The organism is Streptomyces sp. MJM8645 (assembly GCF_001625365.1).
In the GTDB taxonomy this organism is placed as follows: Bacteria; Actinomycetota; Actinomycetes; order Streptomycetales; family Streptomycetaceae; genus Kitasatospora.
Map to the genome: position 1 here is coordinate 1,513,234 of NZ_LJJF01000001.1, position 20,594 is coordinate 1,533,827.

The window sequence follows — 20,594 nt, forward strand, 5'->3', positions numbered from 1 at the left end:
CTGCGCCACGCGGGCGTGAACTGGATGGATCTGTGTGACCGGGCGGGGCGCCCCGTCACCTTGGGGCCGGTCTCCCGGGCCGCCCTGGCCGGTGAAGGCTCAGGCGCCCTGGGAGGCGGCCGGCTGCTCGACCGGAGCGTCGGCCTCGACGGCCGGCGCCTCGGCCGGGGCGTCCTGTGCCTCGGCCGCCTCGGTCACCTCGTCGTCGGCGACCTCGTCATCGGCGACCTCGTCGTCGACCAGCAGGTCGTCGTCCAGCAGGTCGTCGTCCGCAGCGGCGTCGGAGCCGGGGGTACGGCCCTGACGCTCGGCCTTGCGGGCGTCGGCGAGGGCGCGGGCCTCGGCCATCGCCTCGGTCTTCTTCTTGTGCGGGCCAAGAACCATGATCATGTTTCGGCCGTCCTGCTTCGGCGACGACTCGATGAAGCCCAGGTCCTGGACGTCGTCGGCGAGCCGCTGCAGCAGGCGGAAGCCCAGCTCGGGGCGGGACTGCTCACGACCACGGAACATGATCGTGATCTTGACCTTGTCGCCCTGCTTGAGGAACCGGACGACGTGACCCTTCTTGGTGTCATAGTCGTGCGGGTCGATCTTCGGCCGGAGCTTCATCTCCTTGATGACCGTGTGCGCCTGGTTCTTGCGCGCCTCACGGGCCTTCATGGCCGACTCGTACTTGAACTTGCCGTAGTCCATGAGCTTGCACACCGGCGGCCGGGCGGTCGCCGCGACCTCGACCAGGTCAAGGTCGTACTCCTGCGCGAGCTCCAGCGCCTTGGCAAGCGGCACGATGCCGACCTGCTCGCCGCTGGGACCGACGAGTCGCACCTCCGGGACGCGAATCCGGTCGTTGATGCGGGGCTCGGTGCTGATGGGGCCTCCTCGGTTGCACCTTCTGCGATGCGGCCGTCGGACGGCGGACGCACGTAGTGGACTCGACCACTGGGCGGGGCTTCATTCGTGCTGCGCTGCCCGGCACCTGTTCGGCACCGTGTGCACCGCGACACGAAAAAAGCCCCGCTCGGTACAAGCGGGGCTCCACACAATCCGGGGGCAACACCCTGGTGAGGAGCGCTGCTGCGACTCGGCGCCGTGGCGCCCGTCGCGGACCGGGACCCGTCGACCCTGAGGTCGACCAGGTGGGAGACTTTCGCGGTTGCCCTCTCGGGCCTCCTGGGTGGAGCCTCCTCTTGCTGGCCAGGTGCCCATACGGGATCCCGGCCGGTCAGTCTCGAAGCATACAGCGCTGCGGAGTCGAACGCTATTCCGCCCCACCTCACCACCTTTGTCCGCCTCCGGAAGGGCCCTTGTACGCTCCAGGGGTACTGACACCGGCACGACGGAACGAGCCCCCCTTGAGCAGCGAGCCCACCAAGACCCCCGGCGCGGACGACGACGCGATCGGCTTCGACGACCTCACCCGGGACATCGCCGAGGTCCCGGCCGTCGAGGTGATCACCACCGTCGCGGTGCACCTGATGAGCGCCGCCGCGGTCAAGTGCGGCCTGGCCGAGGGCGGGGAGAAGGACAAGGACCTCGACGAGGCCCGCAAGCTGATCACCGCGCTGGCCGGGCTCGTCACCGCCGGCGCCCCGGAGATCAGCAACTTCCACGCGGCGCCGCTGCGGGACGGCCTGCGCTCGCTGCAGCTGGCCTTCCGCGAGGCCTCCATCGTCCCGGACGCGCCGGGCACGGGCCCGGGCGAGAAGTTCACCGGGCCGGTCTACTCCTGACCCGGACGCGACTCGGGGGCGGTGCGTCACGCGACGCACCGCCCCCGACGCACTTCCTACGGCTCCCTACCGCTCCCTACCGCCGGTAGAGCGGCTCCCCCGGCAGCTCCGCGCTCGCCGGCAGCACCGCGAGGTCCAGCCCCCGGTCCAGCCGCACCCGCAGCACCGGGTCGGCGGCCACCGCCCGCCCGACCCGCTGCACGGCCGCCTGCAGCCCGTCCTGGTCCAGCGCCGGGTCGAACACCACCGCGAGCACCCCGTCCGCGCCCTCCGAGGCTGCCAGCAGCCCGGTGAGCACCTGCGGCTCGGCCGCCAGCAGCCCGCGGACCGCCTCGCGCACCTCCGGGTCCCGGGCCGGCGGCAGGAACGGGCGGTTCTCCGCGAGCGCCCGCAGCCGGGCACCGCTCAGCTGGAACGGCACCGGCCCGGCCGGGTCGACCAGCAGGGTGTCGGCGCGCTCGGAGAAGGCGACCATCGCGGCCTGCGGGGCCGCCGTCGGCGCCGGGCGGGCGTCGGCACGCCAGCGGGCGAGCGAGTCGAGCGAGGTGAAGGCCGGCAGCGCGCGGCGCCCGTCCGGGGCCTCCAGCACCGGGACGGCCATGTCGCTGGTCTTCTCGTGCTTGTGCCCGTGCGCGTCCACCTCGACCTCGCCGAGGATCGCGACGATCGGGACCATCAGCCGGGTGGGGGTCAGCGCCGCCAGCACCTCCGGCTCGGCCGCGCGGTCCTGCGACCAGCGGGCGAGGGCCTCGGCGAGCGCCGGGTCGGCGGTGCCGTCGTCGTCGGAGAAGCCGGGGTTCGGGATGCCCTTGCCGACGAACGCCGGGTTGGAGAAGTCTTTGCGGTCCACCCGCCCGACCCTATGCCACCGCGCGCGAGCCGCCCCATTTCCCTGCACGCGGGGCCTACCCACCGGTAGTGCGGTGTGGCACCCTGCGCCCATGGTGATCCTCGACGCACCCGCGACCGCCCCCACCCCGGTCTCCGACCGCCTCCGGTACGACCGGGCCACCGCGCACCTGGACGGGCCGGTGGCCGTCGTCGACCTCGCCGCCTTCGACGCCAACGCCGCCGACCTGGTGCGCCGGGCCGCCGGCAAGCCGGTCCGGGTGGCCAGCAAGTCGGTACGCTGCCGGGCGCTGCTGGACCGCGCGCTGGCCGTGGACGGCTTCGCCGGGGTGATGAGCTACACCCTCGACGAGTCGCTCTGGCTGGCCCGTACCGGCGTGCGCGACGTCCTGCTCGCCTACCCCTCCGCCGACCGGTCCGGCTACACCGAGCTGACCGCCGATCCGGCGCTCGCCAACGAGGTCACCGTCGTCCTCGACGACCCCGCCCAGCTGGACCTGATCGACAAGGCCCGCGGCGGCGACGCCGAGGTGCGGGTCTGCCTGGAGCTGGACACCGCGCTGCACCTGCTCGGCGGGCGGGTCCGGGTGGGCGCCCGGCGCTCCCCGCTGCGCACCCCCGAGGACCTCGGCGCCTTCGCCGAACTCGTCCAGCACCGCCGGGGCTTCCGGGTGGTCGGCCTGATGGCCTACGAGGGGCACGTCGCCGGGGTGGGCGACCAGGTGCCCGGCCGGCCGCTGCGCTCGCAGCTGATCCGGCTGATGCAGGCCAGGGCCAGGACCGAACTGGCCGAGCGGCGGGCGGCCGTGGTCCGGCGGCTGCGGCGGGTGGCCGAGCTGGAGTTCGTCAACGGCGGCGGTACCGGCAGCGTGGAGTCCACCGTGGCCGAGCGCGCGGTCACCGAGGTCGCGGCCGGCTCCGGGCTCTACCTGCCCCGGCTGTTCGACAACTACCGCTCGTTCCAAGGCCGTCCGGCCGCGCTGTTCGGCCAGCCGGTGGTGCGCCGCCCCGGCGTCGGCGTGGTGACGGTGCTCGGCGGCGGCTACCCCGCCTCCGGCGCGGCCGGCCCGGACCGCTCGCCGGTGCCGTACCTGCCGCAGGGGCTGCGCTACGACCCGATGGAGGGCGCCGGGGAGGTGCAGACCCCGCTGCTCGGCGCGGCCGCGGACGACCTGCTGATCGGCGACCGGGTCTGGTTCCGGCATGCCAAGGCGGGCGAACTGTGCGAGCGCTTCACCGAACTGCACCTGATCGAGGGCGACCGGATCGCCCGGACCGTCCCGACGTACCGGGGCGAGGGGAAGGCGTTCCTGTGACCGGCCTGCGGCCGGCGGCGGCCTGACCGCCCGAACGGCCGTCCGACGACCTTTCCGGAGCCTTAAGCGGGCCCGATGGAACGCCTAACCCGGCCGTTCCGTCGGGCCTTTGCCCTGTTCGGGGGCCTACAGTCCGTCAGGAAGCGTGGCGCGCACGACTATTGCCAGCTGGTCCAGACCAATCATACGCTCTGGCCAGGGGTCCGCGGTCCGGGCCGGCGGCCCCCGAACGGGCAGGCGTGTCCGCTCCCCCCACACCCGCCCGGAACGACGGTCAAGGAGTCCCCACCCCATGTCCATCAAGCGAAGTGCCCTGTCCGTCGGCGCGGTCGGCGCCGCGGCCCTCGCGGTGGCCGTTTCCACCGCAGGCACCGCCAGCGCCCACGGCACCATGACCAACCCGGTCAGCCGGGTCGCCGCCTGCTACGCCGAGGGCCCCGAGCACCCGGTGTCCCAGATCTGCAAGGACCTCGTCGCCGCGAGCGGCACCCAGCCGCTGTACGACTGGAACGAGGTCAACATCGCCAACGCGGCCGGCAACCACCAGGCGCTGATCCCGGACGGCAAGCTCTGCTCGGCCAACCGCGACAAGTACCAGGCCCTGGACTGGCCGCGCACCGACTGGCCGGCCACCGCCGTCAAGGCGGGCGCCTTCACCTTCCAGTTCCGCACCACCGCGCCCCACGTGGGCACCCAGACCGTCTACATCACCAAGCCGGGCTACGACCCCACCAAGCCGCTGAAGTGGTCGGACCTCGACCCGACGCCGGTCGCCCAGGTGCAGGTCGACCGCACCGCCACCAACGGCTTCTACACCTACGCCGGCACCCTGCCGCAGCGCACCGGCCGCCAGCTGCTGTACACGGTCTGGCAGCGCAGCGACAGCCCGGAGGCGTTCTACAGCTGCTCCGACGTCGACTTCGGCGCGGCCACCGCGGCCGGCGCCCCGGCCGTCTCGGCGCTCACCGCGCAGGCCCCGGCCGCGCCCAGCGACGCGCAGATCGCGGCCGACGCTCCCAAGTCCACGGTCGCCCACCACGGCCACGGCGGCGACCCCAACTCCCCGGCCGGCGCCGTGATCCCGACCGCCGCCGCGGCCGTCGGCACGTCGGCCACCGGCCCGCTGCTGCTGGCCGGCGCCGCCGCGATCAGCGTGGGCTGGGCCGGCATGGTGCTCCGGCGCCGTCGCGTCGAGGCTGTTCGACGCGACTCCTGACGCCGGACGCGGGGCCGGGGCGGCCAAACCCCCGTCCGGCCCGGTTCCGCGGCTCCACCCCGTCCGGAACGAACGGCGGCGGCCCACCCGGAGAGTGCTCTCCGGGTGGGCCGCCGCCGTGTGAGGAGCGGGTGGCTCAGGTGCTGGTGCCGCTCAGGTGCTGGTGCCGCCGGTGCCACCGGTGGCGCCGCCGGGGAGCCCGCCGCCCGGGATGGACGGCAGCTTGCCCTTGAAGTCGGCGATGCCGTTGACGATGGTGTCCATCAGGCCGACGTCCGGCGCCTTGTCGGCGATGTCGAAGCCGAAGTGCACGGAGATCAGCGACTTGCCGTCGGTGGACGGGAAGACCACCGTCTGCACGTAGCCGTTGTTGCCCTTGGGCGCGTCGACCTTCCAGCGGACCAGGTAGCCGTCCTGGCCGTTGACCTTGACCGCCTCGGACTTCAGCTCCTGGTGCCCGGTGATGGCGCCGTACGAGTCCTTGGCCGCCTTGTCGATGTCGGCCTTGGCGGCCGCCTGGGCGTCGGTACCGCCGCCGTCGATCCGGCCGGTGGTCACCCCGCCGAGGCTGCACAAGCCGTTGCCGTCCGGACACTGGTACGAGCCGACGACGACCGAGGCGTAGCCGTCGTTGGTGTAGCCGCCCTGCCAGCCGGAGGGGACGGGCAGGGTGAGCCCGTTCACCAGGTCGATCGCGTTGCCGGCGCCGGGCCTGGCCTTGCCGCTGCCGCCGTTCCCGTTCCCGCCGTTCCCGCCGTTCCCGCCGTTTCCACCGGTCCCGTTGCTGCCGTCGCCGCTACCGCCGTTGTTGTTGCCACCGTTGCCGTTGTTGCCGTTCCCGCTGCCGCCGTTCCCGTTGCCGCCGAGGCCCGGGAAGCCGTTCCAGGGGCCGTTCTCGCCGTTCGGCACGGCCTGCCGGGCACTGCGCTGCGGGCGGTTGTCGCTCTGGCCGTCCATCGCCAGGAAGGTGATCCCGGAGCCGGTGCCCAGGCCGAGCAGCGCCGCGACGGTGGCGGCGATCATCATCGGGGACGGCCGGCGCCGGGGCTTGCGCGGCGGCGGTGCCTCGGAGCCGTAGGCGGTGCCGAAGGGCGGCGGCTCCGGGTAGCGGACGGTCGGCCCGCTGTCCAGCACCTCGCCCTGCAGCACCGTGGGCTCGCCGGCCGGCCCCGGCCCCGGAGCCCCGGCCGCCGGGGGCACCGGCTCCGGGGCGTCCGAGGGTGCGGGCCGGGTGCTGGCCGTCCAACCCCTGCCGTCCCACCAGCGCTGCGGCCTCGGGTCGCCGCCGGTGTCCTTCGGGTCCGGGTACCACCCGGCGGGAATCTGCTCGCTCACAACAGAGAATCTAAAGGCACGCGGATAAGCGCGAAATCAGCGCGGCCTCGAATTCCGGTGGTTTTCGATGAGATTACGGTGAGAAGGGGCGCGACGGGCACGCTCAGGACCGTCGGGCCCGCCCGGGGCTACAGCGGGGTCACGTAGGCGCCCGAGATGCCGCCGTCCACCAGGAACTCACTCGCCGTGATGAAGGACGAGTCGTCGCTCGCCAGGAAGGCCACCGCGGCGGCGATCTCCTCGGCCCGGGCGAACCGGCCCAACGGGATGTGCACCAGCCGGCGGGCCGCCCGCTCCGGGTCCGTGGCGAACAGCTCCCGCAGCAGCGGGGTGTCCACCGGCCCCGGTGACAGCGCGTTCACCCGGATCCCCTCCCGGGCGAACTGCACGCCCAGTTCCCGGGACATCGCCAGCACCCCGCCCTTGGAGGCGGTGTACGAGATCTGCGAGGTGGCCGCACCCATCCGGGCCACGAAGCTGGCCGTGTTGATGATCGAGCCCCGCCCGTGCCGCCGCATGTACGGCAGCGCGGCCTTGCAGCACAGGTACACCGAGGTCAGGTTGACCTCCTGGACCTTGCGCCAGGCGTCCAGGCCGGTGGTCAGGATCGAGTCGTCCTCCGGCGGCGAGATGCCCGCGTTGTTGAACGCGACATCCACGCTCCCGTACGTCTCGTACGCCTCGTCGAACAGCGCCTCGACCATGTACGGGTCGGTGACGTCGGTGTGCACGAACAGGCCGCCGACCTCCTTGGCGGCCGCCCGCCCGGACTGCTCGTCCAGGTCCGCGCAGACCACCTTCGCGCCCTCCGAGGCGAGCCGGCGGGCGGCCGCCAGGCCGATCCCGCTGCCGGCGCCGGTGATCACGGCGGTGCGGCCGACCAGGCGGCGGCACACCGGGGCGTCGTTCTCCGTCATCGGCTGCTACTCCTCGCTGTGGATGAAGACGTTCTTGGTCTCGGTGAAGTGGCGCAGCGCGTCCGGCCCCAGCTCCCGGCCGACCCCGGACTCGCCGTAGCCGCCGAACGGCGTCCAGTACCGCACCGAGGAGTGCGAGTTGACCGACAGGTTGCCCGCCGCGACGCCGCGGGCCAGCCGCAGCGCCCGGCCGAGGTCCCTGGTCCAGATCGAGCCGGACAGGCCGTAGCGGGTGGCGTTGGCCAGCCGCAGCGCGTCCGCCTCGTCGGTGAACGGCAGGACGGCGGCGACCGGGCCGAAGATCTCCTCGGTGACGGCCGGCACCTCCGGGTCGGCCGGCGCGATCACCGTCGGCGGGTACCAGTAGCCGGGCCCGTCCGGCACCGCGCCGCGGGCCAGCACCGGCAGGTCCGGGGTGACGTAGGAGGCGACCCGGCGCACCTGGGCGGCCGAGATCAGCGGGCCCAGCCGGGTCTCCGGGTCCGCCGGGTCGCCGGTGCGCAGCGCCTCGACGGCGGGCAGCAGCAGCGCCAGGAAGTCGTCGTACGCCTCGCGTTGGACCAGGATCCGGCTGCGGGCGCAGCAGTCCTGGCCGCTGTTGTCGGCGAAGGACATCGGGTCCGCGGCGCGGGCCAGGTCGGCGTCGGCGAAGACGATGCTGGGGCTCTTGCCGCCCAGCTCCAGGGTGACCCGCTTGGCCCGGGCCGCGCAGCGGGCGGCCACCTCCTTGCCGACCACGGTCGAGCCGGTGAAGACGATCTTGCGGACCGCCGGGTGGTCCACCAGGGCCCGGCCGGTCGTCCCGCCCGGGCCCGGCAGCACCTGGAACAGGCCCTCCGGCAGCCCTGCCGCCAGGGCGAGTTCGGCCAGCCGCAGCGCGGTGAGCGGGGTCGCCTCGGCGGGCTTGAGCAGGACCGCGTTGCCCGCCGCCAGGGCCGGTGCGAAGCCCCAGGCGGCGATCGGCATCGGGAAGTTCCACGGCGCGATCACCCCGACCACGCCGACCGGCTCGTGGAAGGTCACGTCCAGGCCGCCGGCCACCGGGATCTGGCGGCCGGTCAGGCGTTCCACTCCCCCGGCCGCGTACTCCAGCAGGTCCCGGACGTTGCCGGCCTCCCAGCGGGCGTTGGCCACGGTGTGTCCGGCCTCGCGCACCTCCAGTGCGGCCAGTTCCGGCACGTGCACCTCGACCTGGTCGGCGAACCGGCGCAGCAGCCGGGCCCGTTCGCCCGGTGCCAGCGCCGCCCAGGCCGGCTGGGCCTTCGACGCGCGCTGGACCGCCGCGTCCACCTGCCCCGCGGTGGTGTCCGGGACGGTGGCGAGCACCTCGCCGGTGGCGGGATTGCGGACGGTGCTGACGGTGGGGTCGGTGGGGTCGGTCATCGGCCTCACATCCGTTCGAAGGATCGGTAGCGCTCCCAGTCGGTGACGGTGCCGTCGAAGGCGCACTGCTCCACCCGGGCCATGTTCAGGTAGTGCTCGACCACGTCGTCGCCGAAGGCCACCCGGGCCAGCTCGCTGTCGCCCCACAACTCCGCGGCCTCGCGCAGCGAACCGGGCACCCGGGCGTACTCCTCGACGGCGTAGGCGTTGCCCAGGCACGGCGCCGGCAGCTCCAGTTTCCGCTGCAGCCCGTGCAGGCCGGCCGCGATCATCCCGGCCACCGCCAGGTACGGGTTGACGTCCCCGCCCGGCACCCGGTTCTCCATCCGCAGGCCCTGGCCGTGGCCGACCACCCGGTAGGCGCAGGTCCGGTTGTCCCGGCCCCAGGCCACCGCCGTCGGGGCGAACGAGCCCTGGCGGTAGCGCTTGTAGGAGTTGATGTTCGGCGCGTACAGCAGGCTGAACTCGCGCAGCGCCGTCAGCTGGCCGGCCAGGAAGTGCCGCATGGTGTCGGTCATCCGGCCGTCCCGGTCGGCGAAGGCCGGCGCGCCCACCGCGTCGCGCAGCGACAGGTGGATGTGGCAGCTGTTGCCCTCGCGCTCGTTGTACTTGGCCATGAAGGTCAGCGCGCACCCCTGCTGCGCGGCGATCTCCTTCGCGCCCGTCTTGTAGACGCTGTGCTGGTCGCAGGTGGTCAGCGCGTCCGCGTAGCGGAAGGCGATCTCGTGCTGGCCGAGGTTGCACTCGCCCTTGGCCGACTCCACCACCAGCCCGGCGCCCGCCATCTCGTTGCGGATCCGGGACAGCAGCGGCTCCACCCGGGCGGTGCCCAGCATCGAGTAGTCCACGTTGTACAGGTTCGCCGGCGTCAGGCCGCGGTAACCGCCCAGCCAGGCCTGCTCGTAGGTGTCCCGGAACACCAGGAACTCCAGCTCGGTCCCGATGTCGGCCGCCAGCCCGTACTCCGCCAGGCGCGCGATCTGGCGGCGCAACAGCTGGCGGGGGGCCGCGTCCACCGGGTGGCCGCCGTGCCGGGCCAGGTCCGCGGTCACCTGCGCGGTGCCCGGCTGCCAGGGGGTCAGCCGCAGGGTGCCGAGGTCGGGGCGCATCGCGAAGTCGCCGTAGCCGGTGGCCCAGGAGGAGAAGGCGTAGCCGTCGACGGTGTTCAGGTCGACGTCCACGGCGAGCAGGTAGTCGCAGGCCTCGGCGCCGTGCTCGACCACCTCGTCCAGGAAGAAGCGGGCAGCGAAGCGCTTGCCCTGCAGGCGCCCCTGCATGTCCGTGAACGCCAGCGCCACGGTGTGGACCTCGCCGGTGTCCACCAGCGTGCGCAGTTTGTCCAGGGTCAGCGGCGCCCGGGGCGGCACGCCCGCGGCGGCGTTCTCGGGCATGACGGAACCCTCCACGATCACTCTTCGAGTTCAAGCGGTCACAGCGAACCGTACGGCCTGCGGCGGACGGCGCGGAAGAGGGCGGACAGGTGTGGCGCGCCGACATGCGTGGTTGACGGGGGATCAGGCGGTGCGGGGGGAGAATGCCCGCCATGGATCGCAGGCCTTTCATCGGCGTCAGCACCTACCTGGTCGACGCGAGTTGGAGCAACTGGCAGGGCCGCCGGGTGGCCCTGGTGCCCGAGCGGTACACCGCGTACGTCCAGGAGTCCGGCGGGATCGCGGTGCTGCTCCCGCCCGACTCCCCCGACCGCGCACCCGAGGTGCTCGCCCGGCTCGACGCCCTCGTCATCGCGGGCGGGCCCGACATCGACCCCGCCTACTACGGCCAGCCCGCCCACCCCCGCACCGAGGTCGACTCCCCCGAACGGGACCGGTGGGAGTCGGCCCTGCTGCGGGCGGCCCTGGCGGCCGGGATGCCGCTGCTGGGGATCTGCCGGGGCATGCAGGTGCTCAACGTCGTCTGCGGCGGGACGCTCGTCCAGCACCTGCCGGACGTCGTGCCGGTCGACGTCCACGGCGGCGCGGACGGCGGCTACGGGACGCACCTGGTGCGGCCGGTGCCGGGGACGCTGCTCGGCGGGCTGCTCCCGGAGAGCGAGGTGGAGGTGCCGACCTTCCACCACCAGGCCGTCGACCGGGTCGGGGCCGGCCTGCGGGTCTCGGCCCACGCGCCGGACGGGACGGTCGAGGCGGTCGAGGGCCCGGGGTTCACCCTCGGCGTGCAGTGGCACCCGGAGCAGGGGGAGGACCTGCGGGTGATGCGGGCCCTGGTCCGGGCGGCCACCGCGGCGCAGTTGGACACCGCGCTGATCGGGTAGCCGGGGCCCGCCCGCCCGGGCGGAACGGACCGCTCAACGGCAACGACAACGGTCACCAGTACAGCCTTTGGATCTTTGTCCGTTCTGCGGTTCACTTCGGGTGCAGGGCGATCGCGCCCCTCCCCTCCCCACCCGTGCGTCCAGAGAGGACTTCGATGGCCGGGCACGAGCATTCCCACACTGATCATGCGCATGACCACAAGCACGCGCACGACCACGGCGGACACCGGCACGGCGGACTCGGCGGCCACGGAGGCCACTCGCACGGTGTCGCCGCCGACGCCGACCGCCGCTGGCTGCTCAGCGCCCTCACACTCATCGTCGTCTTCATGGCCGGAGAGGTCGTCGTCGGCTTCGCCGCGAAGTCCCTGGCCCTGATCTCCGACGCGGCGCACATGCTCACCGACGCCGCCTCGATCGTCCTCGCGCTGGTCGCGATGCGCCTCGCCGCCCGCCCGGCCCGCGGCGGCTACACGTACGGCCTCAAGCGCGCCGAGATCCTGTCCGCCCAGGCCAACGGCGTCACCCTGCTGGTGCTGTCCGCCTGGCTGGGCTACGAGGCCGTCACCCGGCTGTTCGAACCGCCGGAGGTCGCCGGCTCACTGGTGCTGGTCACCGCACTGATCGGGATCGTCGTCAACCTGGCCGCCGCCTGGTGCATGTCGAAGGCCAACCGCAGCTCGCTCAACGTCGAGGGCGCCTTCCAGCACGTGCTCACCGACCTGTACGCGTTCATCGCCACCGCCGTCGCCGGCGCCGTCATGCTGACCACCGGCTTCGTCCGGGCCGACGCGATCGCCTCGCTGGTCGTCGTCGCGCTGATGCTCAAGGCCGGCATCGGCCTGGTCCGCGACTCCGGGCGGATCTTCCTGGAGGCCGCCCCGGCCGGCATCGACCCGGACGCGGTGGCCGACCGGATGGTCGCCCAGCCGCTGGTCGAGGAGATCCACGACCTGCACATCTGGGAGATCACCTCCAACCAGCCCGCCCTGTCCGCACACATCCTCGTCACCCCCGGCGGCGACTGCCACGCCGTCCGGCGCGAGCTCCAGCGCGGACTGGCCGACGAGTACGGCATCACCCACAGCACGCTCCAGGTCGACCACGTCGGCGAGGACGCGGCCGGCGCCCTGCTCCAGATCGCCGCCCCCGGCGAACAGCCCGCCGAACACTGCGCCGACGCGCACGGCCCGGTCCACCGCGCCGGCCCGCACGAGCACTGAAGCCGCCCTCCTGTCGTCGCGGTGCGGCATGATCTGACACGTGACCGCACCGCGACTGATGCTCCTCGACTCCGCCAGCCTGTACTTCCGGGCCTACTACGGCGTGCCGGACACCCTGCGCTCCCCCCAGGGCGAACCGGTCAACGCCGTCCGCGGCCTGCTGGACTTCATCGCCCGGCTGGTCCACGACCACCGCCCCGACCAGCTCGTCGCCTGCATGGACGCCGACTGGCGCCCGCAGTGGCGGGTCGACCTCCTCCCCTCGTACAAGACCCACCGGGTCGCCGAGGCGGCCCAGGACGGCGAGGAGGAGGTGCCGGACACGCTCGCCCCGCAGGTCCCGGTGATCGAACAGGTCCTGGACGCGCTCGGCATCGCCCGCGTCGGCTCCCCCGGCTACGAGGCCGACGACGTGATCGGCACCCTCACCGCCCGCGCCGAAGGGCCCGTACAGATCGTCACCGGCGACCGCGACCTGTTCCAACTGGTCGACGACGCCCGCGAGATCACCGTGCTCTACCCGGTCAAGGGCATGGGCAACCTCCAGATCACCGACGACGCGCTGCTCCTGGAGAAGTACGGCGTGCGCGGCGCCCAGTACGCCGACATGGCCGCCCTGCGCGGGGACCCGAGCGACGGCCTGCCCGGCGTCAAGGGCATCGGCGAGAAGACCGCCGCCCAGCTCATCAACGAGTACGGCGACCTCACCACCATCCGCGCCGCCGCCCTCGACCTCTCCTCCAAGCTCACCCCGGCCCGCCGCCGCAACCTCGTCGAAGGCGCCGCCTACCTCGACGTCGCCCCCACCGTCGTCCGCGTCGCCCCCGACGCCCCCCTCCCCACCTTCGACCCGGCACTCCCCCACGAGCCGCTCGACCCGATGACCCTCGAAGACCTCGCCACCCGCTGGGGCCTCGGCACCTCCCTCGACCGCCTCCTGGAATCCCTCGCCACCCGCTGAGGCCGCACGCGAGAGGGCCCGCACGTTCGAGTCGAACGTGCGGGCCCTGGATACCCGACCGACAGCCAGAGACTCAGGCGGCGGCACCGTACTCGCTCGTCAGCCGCCGGACTTCGGCGTCCTTGAAGGCCTGCACCTCTTCCACGATCCCGCTCTTCGACAGATCGGCCACGGGGACGCAGAGGTCCATGCGCTGGATGCAGACGCCGAGCATGTACTCCCCCTGTTCGGTGAGGTACAGGCGGATGCCGTAGTAGCCCTCCTCGCAGTCCGTGTCGTTGTTGAACCGGCACGACGCGCAGGTGTCCGGGAGCCTTACGGGCAGCAGCCGCTTCACGTAGACCGCCCGGCCGCCGAGCGCCCGGTACAGGGTGCGCTCGTCGGAGGTGCCGGCGGTGAACGTCCGAAGCACCGGTTCCGCGCCGACCCGGGCCAGCGCTTCGGAGATCGCCGCGGTCGAATCCGCCCCGTCCTGGATGCTGGTGAGCATCCGCACATCCGCGAACTGGCCGTACGACTCGACCAGGTTGACGACCCGGTCCACGTGGGCCATTCCGGGAACGACGATGTTCACCGAGACCTTCACACCGTTGGAGACGGCGGACCGGACGGTCTGTTCCGCTGCCCGGATCTTCGCCTCGGCCAGGCCCGCAGACCTGAAACGCTCGGACTGAACGGCCTGGAGCTCTTCGGCGGTGGTACCGAAGACCGAGACGTTGACCCGGTTGAGGCCGGCCGCCGAACACTCCGGCATGACCTGCCGGCCGCGTTCCCCATTGCTGGTCATCCCGACGCTCAACCCCATGCCGGACAGCGCCGCGACCAGCGCGGGCACCTCCGTGTGGAGGGTGGGCTCCCCTCCCGTGAGGTGAACCTCGTCGGCGTCGAACGCCCTCGCCACAGTTCGCACCGCCCGCCGGAAGGACATGTCCGGGGCCATCCTGGCGGCGAGGAAACCGACACCGTTCGTCTCGCTGTAGATCGACACGCGCCCGGTCCTGCCCGGGCCCGCGCCGAAGGGCAGTTCGGCGCGGCCCTGATTGTCGACGGTGACCGGCGTTCCCTCGTTGTGGCAGAACGTGCAGGCCAACCCGCAGTCGTCGATCACCTTGATGCGGATGGTCCGGTCCCGGACGACCCGGACTGCCGGGCGTTGGGTAACTGACAAGGCTCGTCTCCTGTCATTCGAACGTGAGCCGGGGAATCGCGTCGATGTCGATCCCGTACCGGCGGTAGACCTTGGTCGTGTTCTCGCTCGTGAGCTTCTCCAGAGGAAGCTTGAGAGCGAGGGCGGTCGCATGGACGTGTTCGGCGCTGTCGCCCTCGATCTCCAGGTACGGGGGGATCAGCGGCCAGTGGTCGATCTCGACGGCCGCGCCGCCGAGCGTCCAGGAGGACCGGCGGTTCTCCTGGTACGCCTTCGGTTGGTAGCCGAGCTTGCCGAGGAGCGTGTTCGTGGCGTCGAAGCCGCCGACGGTCGTCTCCGTTTCGGTCACGCCGTCGATCGCATCGGAGTGGATCTCCTTGACGCACAACGTGACGTCGGTGCCGGTGTCACGCAGCCGGACCCACGCGCCCGGCCGACCGGGGATGTCGTAGACGTAGCGGCGCTGGAAGCGGTCGACCACGTGCTCAGCCCCGGCCTCGGTCAGGAGCACGCGGATCTTCTCCGGATCGACGTTGAGGATCTTCGCTTCGAACTCAGTTGCGGTCATGGGGAATTGCCTTCCTCAGCGCGATACGGGCAGATGAGCGCACGGTGTCGGCGATACTGCGAGCCACCTCACCAGGCGTGCGGTCGGTGCCGTCGACCCGCAGCAGTCCGAACGCCCGGTACACACGGGAGCTTTCGGCCACGTTCGATTCCTCCCGCCGGTGCCAGGAGCTCAGCGTTCCCAGCTCGGCCCGCCGACGAAGCCGCTCCTGGCGGACGCGTTCGTCCACCTCCAACAAAATCGGCACGTGCGGGACGAGAGCCCCATCCGGGTACTCCGGCACACAGTCGTGACCCATCGCCCTGTGTGTGGCGATGGTGCGCGGGAAGTAGGACTCGACCACCACCGTCCGACCGCCCTTGATGAGCACCCTGGCGGTCTCGGACTTGATGTGGTTGGCCATCATCCACCAGTGGAACCGCGCCGGCAGGATGTCGGCGGCGTCGACTTCCACACGCATGCGGGGGAACGTCGGCAGTGTCCCGTCGGTGAGGTGAACGCCATTGACCAAGGCGGCGACCAGCGGGGCGACGGTGGTCTTCCCACTCGCGCTGAGACCGTCGACGGTGATGAAGAACCCTCGGGTCACGTCCATGTGAACTCCATATCCCTGTTCGGACTTGTCATCGCAGCCCCCAGTTCCACGGGGCCGGGTGGGCACCGCGCAGGCAGGTGATCCGGTGGGCCGCCTCCTGGCGGAGGTTGGCGTCGAGGTGGGCGCGGCGCACCGTGTCCATCACCGTGGTGAGGACGACGATGTCGCGTACGACCTGGTAGCCGGACCAGGCGCCGATGTAGGGGTGGTCCAGGGGCTGGCCCTCCCGGTCGTACGAGAGGTAGGTGTCGGCGTAGGTCCGGTGGTCTTCGCGCGGGCCGATGAGCAGTTCGGAGCGCCAGCGGGCGGCGACCAGGTCCCACTCGCGATGGCCGCGCGTCAGCGGGCAGCGCAGCAGGAGCCCGACGTGGACTCCGTCGTCGTGGCAGGGGGCCATCCCGAGGGCGCCGAGGATGACGGTGTCCGGTGTCGGCCAGTCGAGGTAGTCCCACTCCTCGCGCAGTTGGGCAGCGTGGTCGCGCAGGAAGCTGTGGGAGGCCTCGTTCAGCGGAGCGTCGCCCAGGCCGTCCAACAGCCCGGCGAACGGATCGTGCTCCCTGAGCCACGGGGCCGCCCTGGGGTCGGTCCGGTGCGTGAGGGCGGTCACCCATGCGGACAGGGACGTGTCGGCGCTCGGCTTCCCGGGGTCCTCCCAGAAGGTCACGGCCCGGCCCTCGGCAGACGCGCGGACGTCGGTGCACCGGGGGGAGGTGACGGGGACTTGATGCTGTCGCAGGAACTGCGCGCCCTTGATGAGCGCCCCGGCCTCGTCCAGGTCGGGGTGGACGATGGCGAGCGCGCGTGAAGTCGGCAGCGACCACAGATGGTTCGGGCTGTCGCTGACCAGCTCGGCCTTCGCGACGTCGCCACCGGTGGCCACGCCCGCCTGCGTCAGTGCCTCGAAGGACGCCGCAATGTCCAGTCTGCGGGCCGGGGTTGTGGTCTTGAGTAGCGTTCTGGTGCGCGGTCCGACGCTCACGGCGCAGTCCTCGGGTACGGGAGTGGGTGGAGGGACGAGATGGGCGAGAACGGCGAGAAGAAGCATCGATCCGGGGCAGCGATTCCGCGAAGTGCCCCTGCCCTGCCAGCCTTCACAAGGGCCCCACGAGCGTCCTGGCCTTCCGTCCCGGAGACGCCGAGGGGCGAACTGGACGCCGCGAGCGTGTGCGCCCCTCCGACTACGACGGCGCCCGAGCCCAGCATCGCGATCTGCAAGCCGCCCCGCTCGCCCGCGAGGGCCGGCGCTGGGGCGGCGGGTTGGGTGGGCTCGTTGAATTCCAGCTCGAACCAGACCTCGTTGCCGTCACCCAGGCGATTCCAGCCGAAGCGAGTGGAGAGCGCCTTCACGAGTTCCAGGCCTCGTCCGTGCTGGTCGGTCTCCACAGCTGTCCGAAGCTGCGGAGATCGGCTTGCCCGGTCGATCACGGCTACTCGCAGCAGCTCCTTGTCGATCTGCAACGAGACCATGAACGTCGTACCCGTCGCATGCCTGATGGCGTTGGTCGCCAGCTCGGAGACGAGAAGCAGGACAGTGTCCTCCAGGTCCTGGCCGAGAACCAGGCCAAACCCGCGAAGGATCCTCCGTGTGGTGCGTCGGGCCGTGCTGGCGCTGACGGATTCGGCCGACAGCTCAAACTCAGAGGTGGGCATGACATTCCCTCCGGGGGTGGCTCCAGTGCAGGGGCGGGACAGGACTACTGCGAGGCGGATACGCCACTCCGTGACGAGTCGAATCCGCTCCGTAGTGGACGCTCATTCCACCAGCGCCAGTGAAGGCCGGGAAGGACATGGAGCCAGACATCGACCGGACATTCACCGGACATTCCGCGTCCACAACGGTGAATCCGGACGGAATCCGACCGAAGGACTGAATCCCTCTCTATGTTTGGTACGTGATGCTGCATAAGGCGCTGCCGTGAGCAGGCGGACCCCCAAAAGCCGGAACCAGCTGCTGTACGAGGCCCGAAAGCGACTGAACCTCACTCAGGCTGCCGCCGCTGAAGCGGTGGGGGTGAGCGAACGGCAGTGGCGACGCTGGGAGACAACACCCGGCCCGGACGTCCCCCGCGCACCGGAGGTCCTCCGGTCGCTATGCGAAGTGTTCCAGGTCTCGTACGACAAACTGGGCTTCGTGTCGCCGGTAGATCTTTCGCCGGGTGGCGCAGGCGTCTTGGAAGGAGTCATCATCCCGCCTGTGAACCGACGTGACGCACTGGCAGCCGGAGTGGCTGCCGCCCTTGGCGGATTGCCCTGGCTCTCACCGGTCGTCGGCGTTCGGCCGACCGAGCCTCTCCGGATCGGTGAGGACGAGGTCGAGGACCTACGCGCGGTCCTTCAACACCTCGACGCATGGGATCAGCGCTTCGGCGGCGACAGCCTTTGGCGCTCCGCCAGACACACCCTGCACTACATCCACGGGCTCCTGGACCGGGGGACGTTCTCCACGGGGGTCGGCGACGAACTCCAGGCGATGCAGGGCTCACTGACCACCTCCATCGGCTGGTACTGCTACGACGCCGGACGAACCCAAGACGCATCTGTCTACTGGTCCCAGGCCCTCAACACCGCATTGCTGTTCAACAACTCGCCGCTGGCCATCCGCACGCTGTCCGTCATGGCGAGGCAGGCCGTCGACCTCGGCAAGGGCCGTGACGCCGTCCGCTACGCACAGATCGCTGCGACCCGACTCGGCCCCTGGGTACCGCCCCGCGTCCACTCGCTCCTGGCCATTCGTGAGGCTCAGGGGCACGCCGCTCTGGGCGACGCGGCCAGTACCAACGAAGCGATCCTCCGTGCGTGGCGCGGGTTTGAGCGGGGCGCCAGCGAGGACGATCCGGACTGGGCTCGGTTCCTGAACGAAGCAGAGTTGGTCTGTCTGGAAGGGATGTGCCGCAGCGACCTCGGCGAACACGAGAAGGCCATCCACCTCCTCAGCCGGTCGGCGGAGTTGCAGGACGCCGCGCACGACCGCAACCGCGGAATGTGCCTGGTCCGCCTGTCCGGAGCGGCTTTGTCAGCCGGCAACCTGGACCAATCGATCGACGCTGCCGAACGGTCCGTCCGGATGATCGGCAGTGGCATGACCTCCCGCCGGAACAAGCAGGTGCTGCTCGGCATCGCCAACGGGCTGCACCGGTTCAACGACAACCCCCATGCCCGGCACACGATCGAACGCATTACCCAGTCTGCCGCCTGACCAGCAAGGAAGCTCCTCCCATGCCCATCGCCGAGCTCCGCCTCAACCGCCACACCCCCGACGCCACCGTACGGGCGCTGGACGACCTGGTCGACCTCTACACCCACGTCTACAACGTCCCGCCGTACATCGGAGACCCTTTCTTCTCCGTCGATGCCTTCCGTGACCGACTGCTCGGCGCCACCGAGCTGAACGGCTTCGAGTGCCTGACCGTGCACAGCGGCGAGACCGTCGTCGGCTTGGTCCACGGCGTCACCCTGCCGGCCGAACGCACGTGGTGGACGTCCCTCGGTGACCAGCGCCCGGAGGCGATGGTCACCGCCGCCAAAGCCGAAGGCGTGGCCTGGCTGCGCGAACTGATGGTCCGACCTGGCTATGGAAACCAGGGAATCGGTCGGCGCCTGCACGACGAGTGGATCGCCGAACGGCGACAGCGCTGGACGGCACTCACCTGCATCCCGGACAACGAGCCTGCACACGGCGCCTACCGGCGGTGGGGCTACGAGATCATCGGGCGGATCAAGCACGCCGACGACAGCCCCGTCTACGACGCGATGGTTCTGCCCGCGACGGGGGGCCCGGTCCCAGAAGGGGGCTCGCCGCGTCAACGGCCTTGAGGTGGCGGGGCTCGCACCTCCCTTAGTTGCGTTTCCCCGTCCTTGCCCACCACCCATCGTCGCCGCACGGAGAGTTGTGGTTGGCGGCCTCGCTCAGGTTGAGCGAGACCGCCAAAGGGCTGTCCCGTAATTGACCTTTGGATGTCATGGATCGGCCTCTGCGGATGGGTGGTCGAGCCCTCTCACGCTGCCTGAAGGAGGTTGTGGAGGCGGGCGATGCCGAGCATGGCGTGGTGAACGCCATCGCCCCTGAGACGGCAGTCGCGGAGGATCTTCCAGGTTTTCATGCGGGCGAAGACGTGCCCGTCTCGCGCTCATGCTTTCTTGTGGTCGCGGTTGTGTTCGGTCTGCCACTCGGCGAGTTCGCCGCCCTTGAGCCGACGGTGTGGGATGACCAGCCCGGTTCCGGAGTAGCCGCCGTCGGCGATGGTGGTTGTCTTGCCGACGGCGGCTTTGGCACCGGATTCCGCCTAGGCCTTCCAGTCGTTGCGGTTGCCCGGGAGGGGCTTGCCGACCGCGACGACCTGGTGGTTGGTGGAGTACCGGTAGTTCTTGGACTTCTCCGCGACGGCATGGTCACGGGTGGGCACCAGGGTGCCGTCAACGATCGGGACCGTGCCCTTGCGGAACCGTTGCCGGGGCTTGAATGCGAGCAGGGGGCCGACGTGGCCGATGATGCGGTCGGCCGCGGACCTGGAAACGCCGAACAGTGGCGCCAGCTGTCGCGGCGTCAGGTTCGTACGCCAGTAGGCCGCGACCAGCAGGACCCGGTCCTCCAAGGGAAGACTCCATGGCCGACCCGGACGCACCGCTTCGGCGCCCTCGCGGCGTAGCACCGTCATCAGCTTGCGGAGGTCCTGCGGGCTCAGCCCGGTGAACGGGGCTATCCAGGACAGCTTCGACGCCGTGATCACACCAGCCATAGTGAGATCACGGCATCGAGCATATGGCTCGAGTGCGGAGGTCACCGGACCAGCTCTCACAACGGACGCTTCCTGATGCGAAGTCCATCTCAAGGCCCATCCGCCCCGTCAGCGGCTCCCAGTCCTCTCGGACTCCGAGCACGACTTCCCCAATGCGGCTCGCCAGCGGAGTCTCCTCGTCAACGGGTCGCACGTCGATCCGGCCCCAGCCGCCCATGTCGTAGCCCTCGTACGGCTCGGACGCCTCAACCACAAGGCACCAGTCCGTTCCGCTCATGATGTGGGTGGACACCCCCTGGTCATCGATGAGCCACAGATCGACAGGGGTGTCAGATTCTCGTCCCTC

General features: G+C 71.2%; 20 protein-coding genes and 1 pseudogene. 8 read left to right on the forward strand and 13 right to left on the reverse strand.

The features are described 5' to 3' along the window. Nucleotides 1-99: 99 nt before the first annotated feature. On the reverse strand, nt 100-870 hold the full coding sequence (gene infC, locus A6F73_RS06275) for a translation initiation factor IF-3 (RefSeq protein WP_079135472.1): 771 nt from the start codon (nt 868-870) through the stop codon (nt 100-102). A gap of 482 nt (nt 871-1,352) precedes the next feature. Between infC and A6F73_RS06280 the strand changes: the two genes are divergently transcribed. Then, nucleotides 1,353-1,730: a DUF1844 domain-containing protein gene (locus A6F73_RS06280; protein ID WP_063346861.1), complete on the forward strand. Its 378-nt coding sequence runs from the start codon at nt 1,353-1,355 to the stop codon at nt 1,728-1,730. Between the two features lie 76 nt (nt 1,731-1,806). On the opposite strand, the gene A6F73_RS06285 is transcribed toward A6F73_RS06280, so the two are convergent. Further along, nucleotides 1,807-2,580: an SseB family protein gene (locus tag A6F73_RS06285; protein WP_063346862.1), complete on the reverse strand. Its 774-nt coding sequence runs from the start codon at nt 2,578-2,580 to the stop codon at nt 1,807-1,809. Nucleotides 2,581-2,671: 91 nt separating this feature from the next. Here A6F73_RS06285 and A6F73_RS06290 point away from each other — a divergent pair, with 91 nt between their 5' ends. Next, nucleotides 2,672-3,895: an alanine racemase gene (locus A6F73_RS06290; RefSeq protein ID WP_063346863.1), complete on the forward strand. Its 1,224-nt coding sequence runs from the start codon at nt 2,672-2,674 to the stop codon at nt 3,893-3,895. 292 nt (nt 3,896-4,187) lie between these two features. Then, nucleotides 4,188-5,111 carry a lytic polysaccharide monooxygenase gene (locus A6F73_RS06295; RefSeq protein WP_063346864.1) on the forward strand — a complete coding sequence of 308 codons (924 nt, stop codon included), beginning with the start codon at nt 4,188-4,190 and terminating at the stop codon, nt 5,109-5,111. Between the two features lie 153 nt (nt 5,112-5,264). Here the strand turns inward: A6F73_RS06295 and A6F73_RS42470 are convergent, their stop codons facing one another. The 4 genes from A6F73_RS42470 to A6F73_RS06315 form a co-directional block, all read right to left on the reverse strand. After that, nucleotides 5,265-6,446: a DUF2510 domain-containing protein gene (locus A6F73_RS42470; RefSeq protein ID WP_063346865.1), complete on the reverse strand. Its 1,182-nt coding sequence runs from the start codon at nt 6,444-6,446 to the stop codon at nt 5,265-5,267. Between the two features lie 128 nt (nt 6,447-6,574). Beyond that, a complete protein-coding gene (locus A6F73_RS06305) occupies nt 6,575-7,363 on the reverse strand; it encodes a 3-oxoacyl-ACP reductase (RefSeq protein ID WP_063346866.1) in 789 nt (262 codons plus the stop codon). A gap of 6 nt (nt 7,364-7,369) precedes the next feature. Continuing rightward, nucleotides 7,370-8,746 carry an aldehyde dehydrogenase family protein gene (locus A6F73_RS06310; RefSeq protein WP_063346867.1) on the reverse strand — a complete coding sequence of 459 codons (1,377 nt, stop codon included), beginning with the start codon at nt 8,744-8,746 and terminating at the stop codon, nt 7,370-7,372. Nucleotides 8,747-8,751: 5 nt separating this feature from the next. Next, entirely contained in the window at nt 8,752-10,137 is a 1,386-nt protein-coding gene (locus A6F73_RS06315; RefSeq protein WP_063350980.1) for a glutamine synthetase family protein, read from the reverse strand. Nucleotides 10,138-10,289: 152 nt separating this feature from the next. Between A6F73_RS06315 and A6F73_RS06320 the strand changes: the two genes are divergently transcribed. The 3 genes from A6F73_RS06320 to A6F73_RS06330 all read left to right on the forward strand — a co-directional run bounded on the left by A6F73_RS06320 (nt 10,290) and on the right by A6F73_RS06330 (nt 13,202). After that, nucleotides 10,290-11,018, forward strand: coding sequence for a gamma-glutamyl-gamma-aminobutyrate hydrolase family protein (locus A6F73_RS06320; protein ID WP_063346868.1), 729 nt, complete (start codon nt 10,290-10,292; stop codon nt 11,016-11,018). Between the two features lie 155 nt (nt 11,019-11,173). Beyond that, on the forward strand, nt 11,174-12,241 hold the full coding sequence (locus tag A6F73_RS06325; protein WP_063346869.1) for a cation diffusion facilitator family transporter: 1,068 nt from the start codon (nt 11,174-11,176) through the stop codon (nt 12,239-12,241). Nucleotides 12,242-12,299: 58 nt separating this feature from the next. Continuing rightward, nucleotides 12,300-13,202, forward strand: a complete 903-nt coding sequence (locus tag A6F73_RS06330; RefSeq protein WP_063350981.1) for a 5'-3' exonuclease — start codon at nt 12,300-12,302, stop codon at nt 13,200-13,202. Nucleotides 13,203-13,275: 73 nt separating this feature from the next. Here the strand turns inward: A6F73_RS06330 and A6F73_RS06335 are convergent, their stop codons facing one another. From A6F73_RS06335 to A6F73_RS06355, 5 genes are read right to left on the reverse strand one after another with little or no spacing between them, the layout of a single operon-like run. Continuing rightward, nucleotides 13,276-14,370 (reverse strand): radical SAM protein, encoded by a 1,095-nt coding sequence (locus tag A6F73_RS06335; RefSeq protein WP_063346870.1) that lies wholly within the window; start codon nt 14,368-14,370, stop codon nt 13,276-13,278. Between the two features lie 13 nt (nt 14,371-14,383). Further along, nucleotides 14,384-14,917, reverse strand: a complete 534-nt coding sequence (locus A6F73_RS06340; protein ID WP_063346871.1) for a class IV adenylate cyclase — start codon at nt 14,915-14,917, stop codon at nt 14,384-14,386. Continuing rightward, nucleotides 14,904-15,512: an AAA family ATPase gene (locus A6F73_RS06345; protein WP_063346872.1), complete on the reverse strand. Its 609-nt coding sequence runs from the start codon at nt 15,510-15,512 to the stop codon at nt 14,904-14,906. Before A6F73_RS06345 ends, A6F73_RS06340 begins: the two co-directional genes overlap by 14 nt. Before the next feature lie 28 nt (nt 15,513-15,540). Then, nucleotides 15,541-16,491: a hypothetical protein gene (locus A6F73_RS06350; RefSeq protein WP_159398378.1), complete on the reverse strand. Its 951-nt coding sequence runs from the start codon at nt 16,489-16,491 to the stop codon at nt 15,541-15,543. Then, nucleotides 16,488-17,162 carry an ATP-binding protein gene (locus A6F73_RS06355; RefSeq protein ID WP_063346874.1) on the reverse strand — a complete coding sequence of 225 codons (675 nt, stop codon included), beginning with the start codon at nt 17,160-17,162 and terminating at the stop codon, nt 16,488-16,490. Before A6F73_RS06355 ends, A6F73_RS06350 begins: the two co-directional genes overlap by 4 nt. A 265-nt stretch (nt 17,163-17,427) precedes the next feature. On the opposite strand from A6F73_RS06355, the gene A6F73_RS06360 reads away from it, so the two are divergent. Continuing rightward, the gene (locus tag A6F73_RS06360) at nt 17,428-18,708 is read left to right on the forward strand and encodes a helix-turn-helix domain-containing protein (RefSeq protein WP_079135475.1); all 1,281 of its coding nucleotides are present in this window, start codon (nt 17,428-17,430) and stop codon (nt 18,706-18,708) included. 20 nt (nt 18,709-18,728) lie between these two features. Then, entirely contained in the window at nt 18,729-19,325 is a 597-nt protein-coding gene (locus A6F73_RS06365) for a GNAT family N-acetyltransferase (RefSeq protein WP_063346876.1), read from the forward strand. Nucleotides 19,326-19,507: 182 nt separating this feature from the next. On the opposite strand, the pseudogene A6F73_RS06370 reads toward A6F73_RS06365, so the two are convergent. After that, nucleotides 19,508-20,248: pseudogene (locus A6F73_RS06370) on the reverse strand (transposase family protein). Between the two features lie 7 nt (nt 20,249-20,255). Further along, nucleotides 20,256-20,540, reverse strand: coding sequence for a hypothetical protein (locus tag A6F73_RS42895; RefSeq protein ID WP_244293309.1), 285 nt, complete (start codon nt 20,538-20,540; stop codon nt 20,256-20,258). Nucleotides 20,541-20,594: the final 54 nt, after the last annotated feature.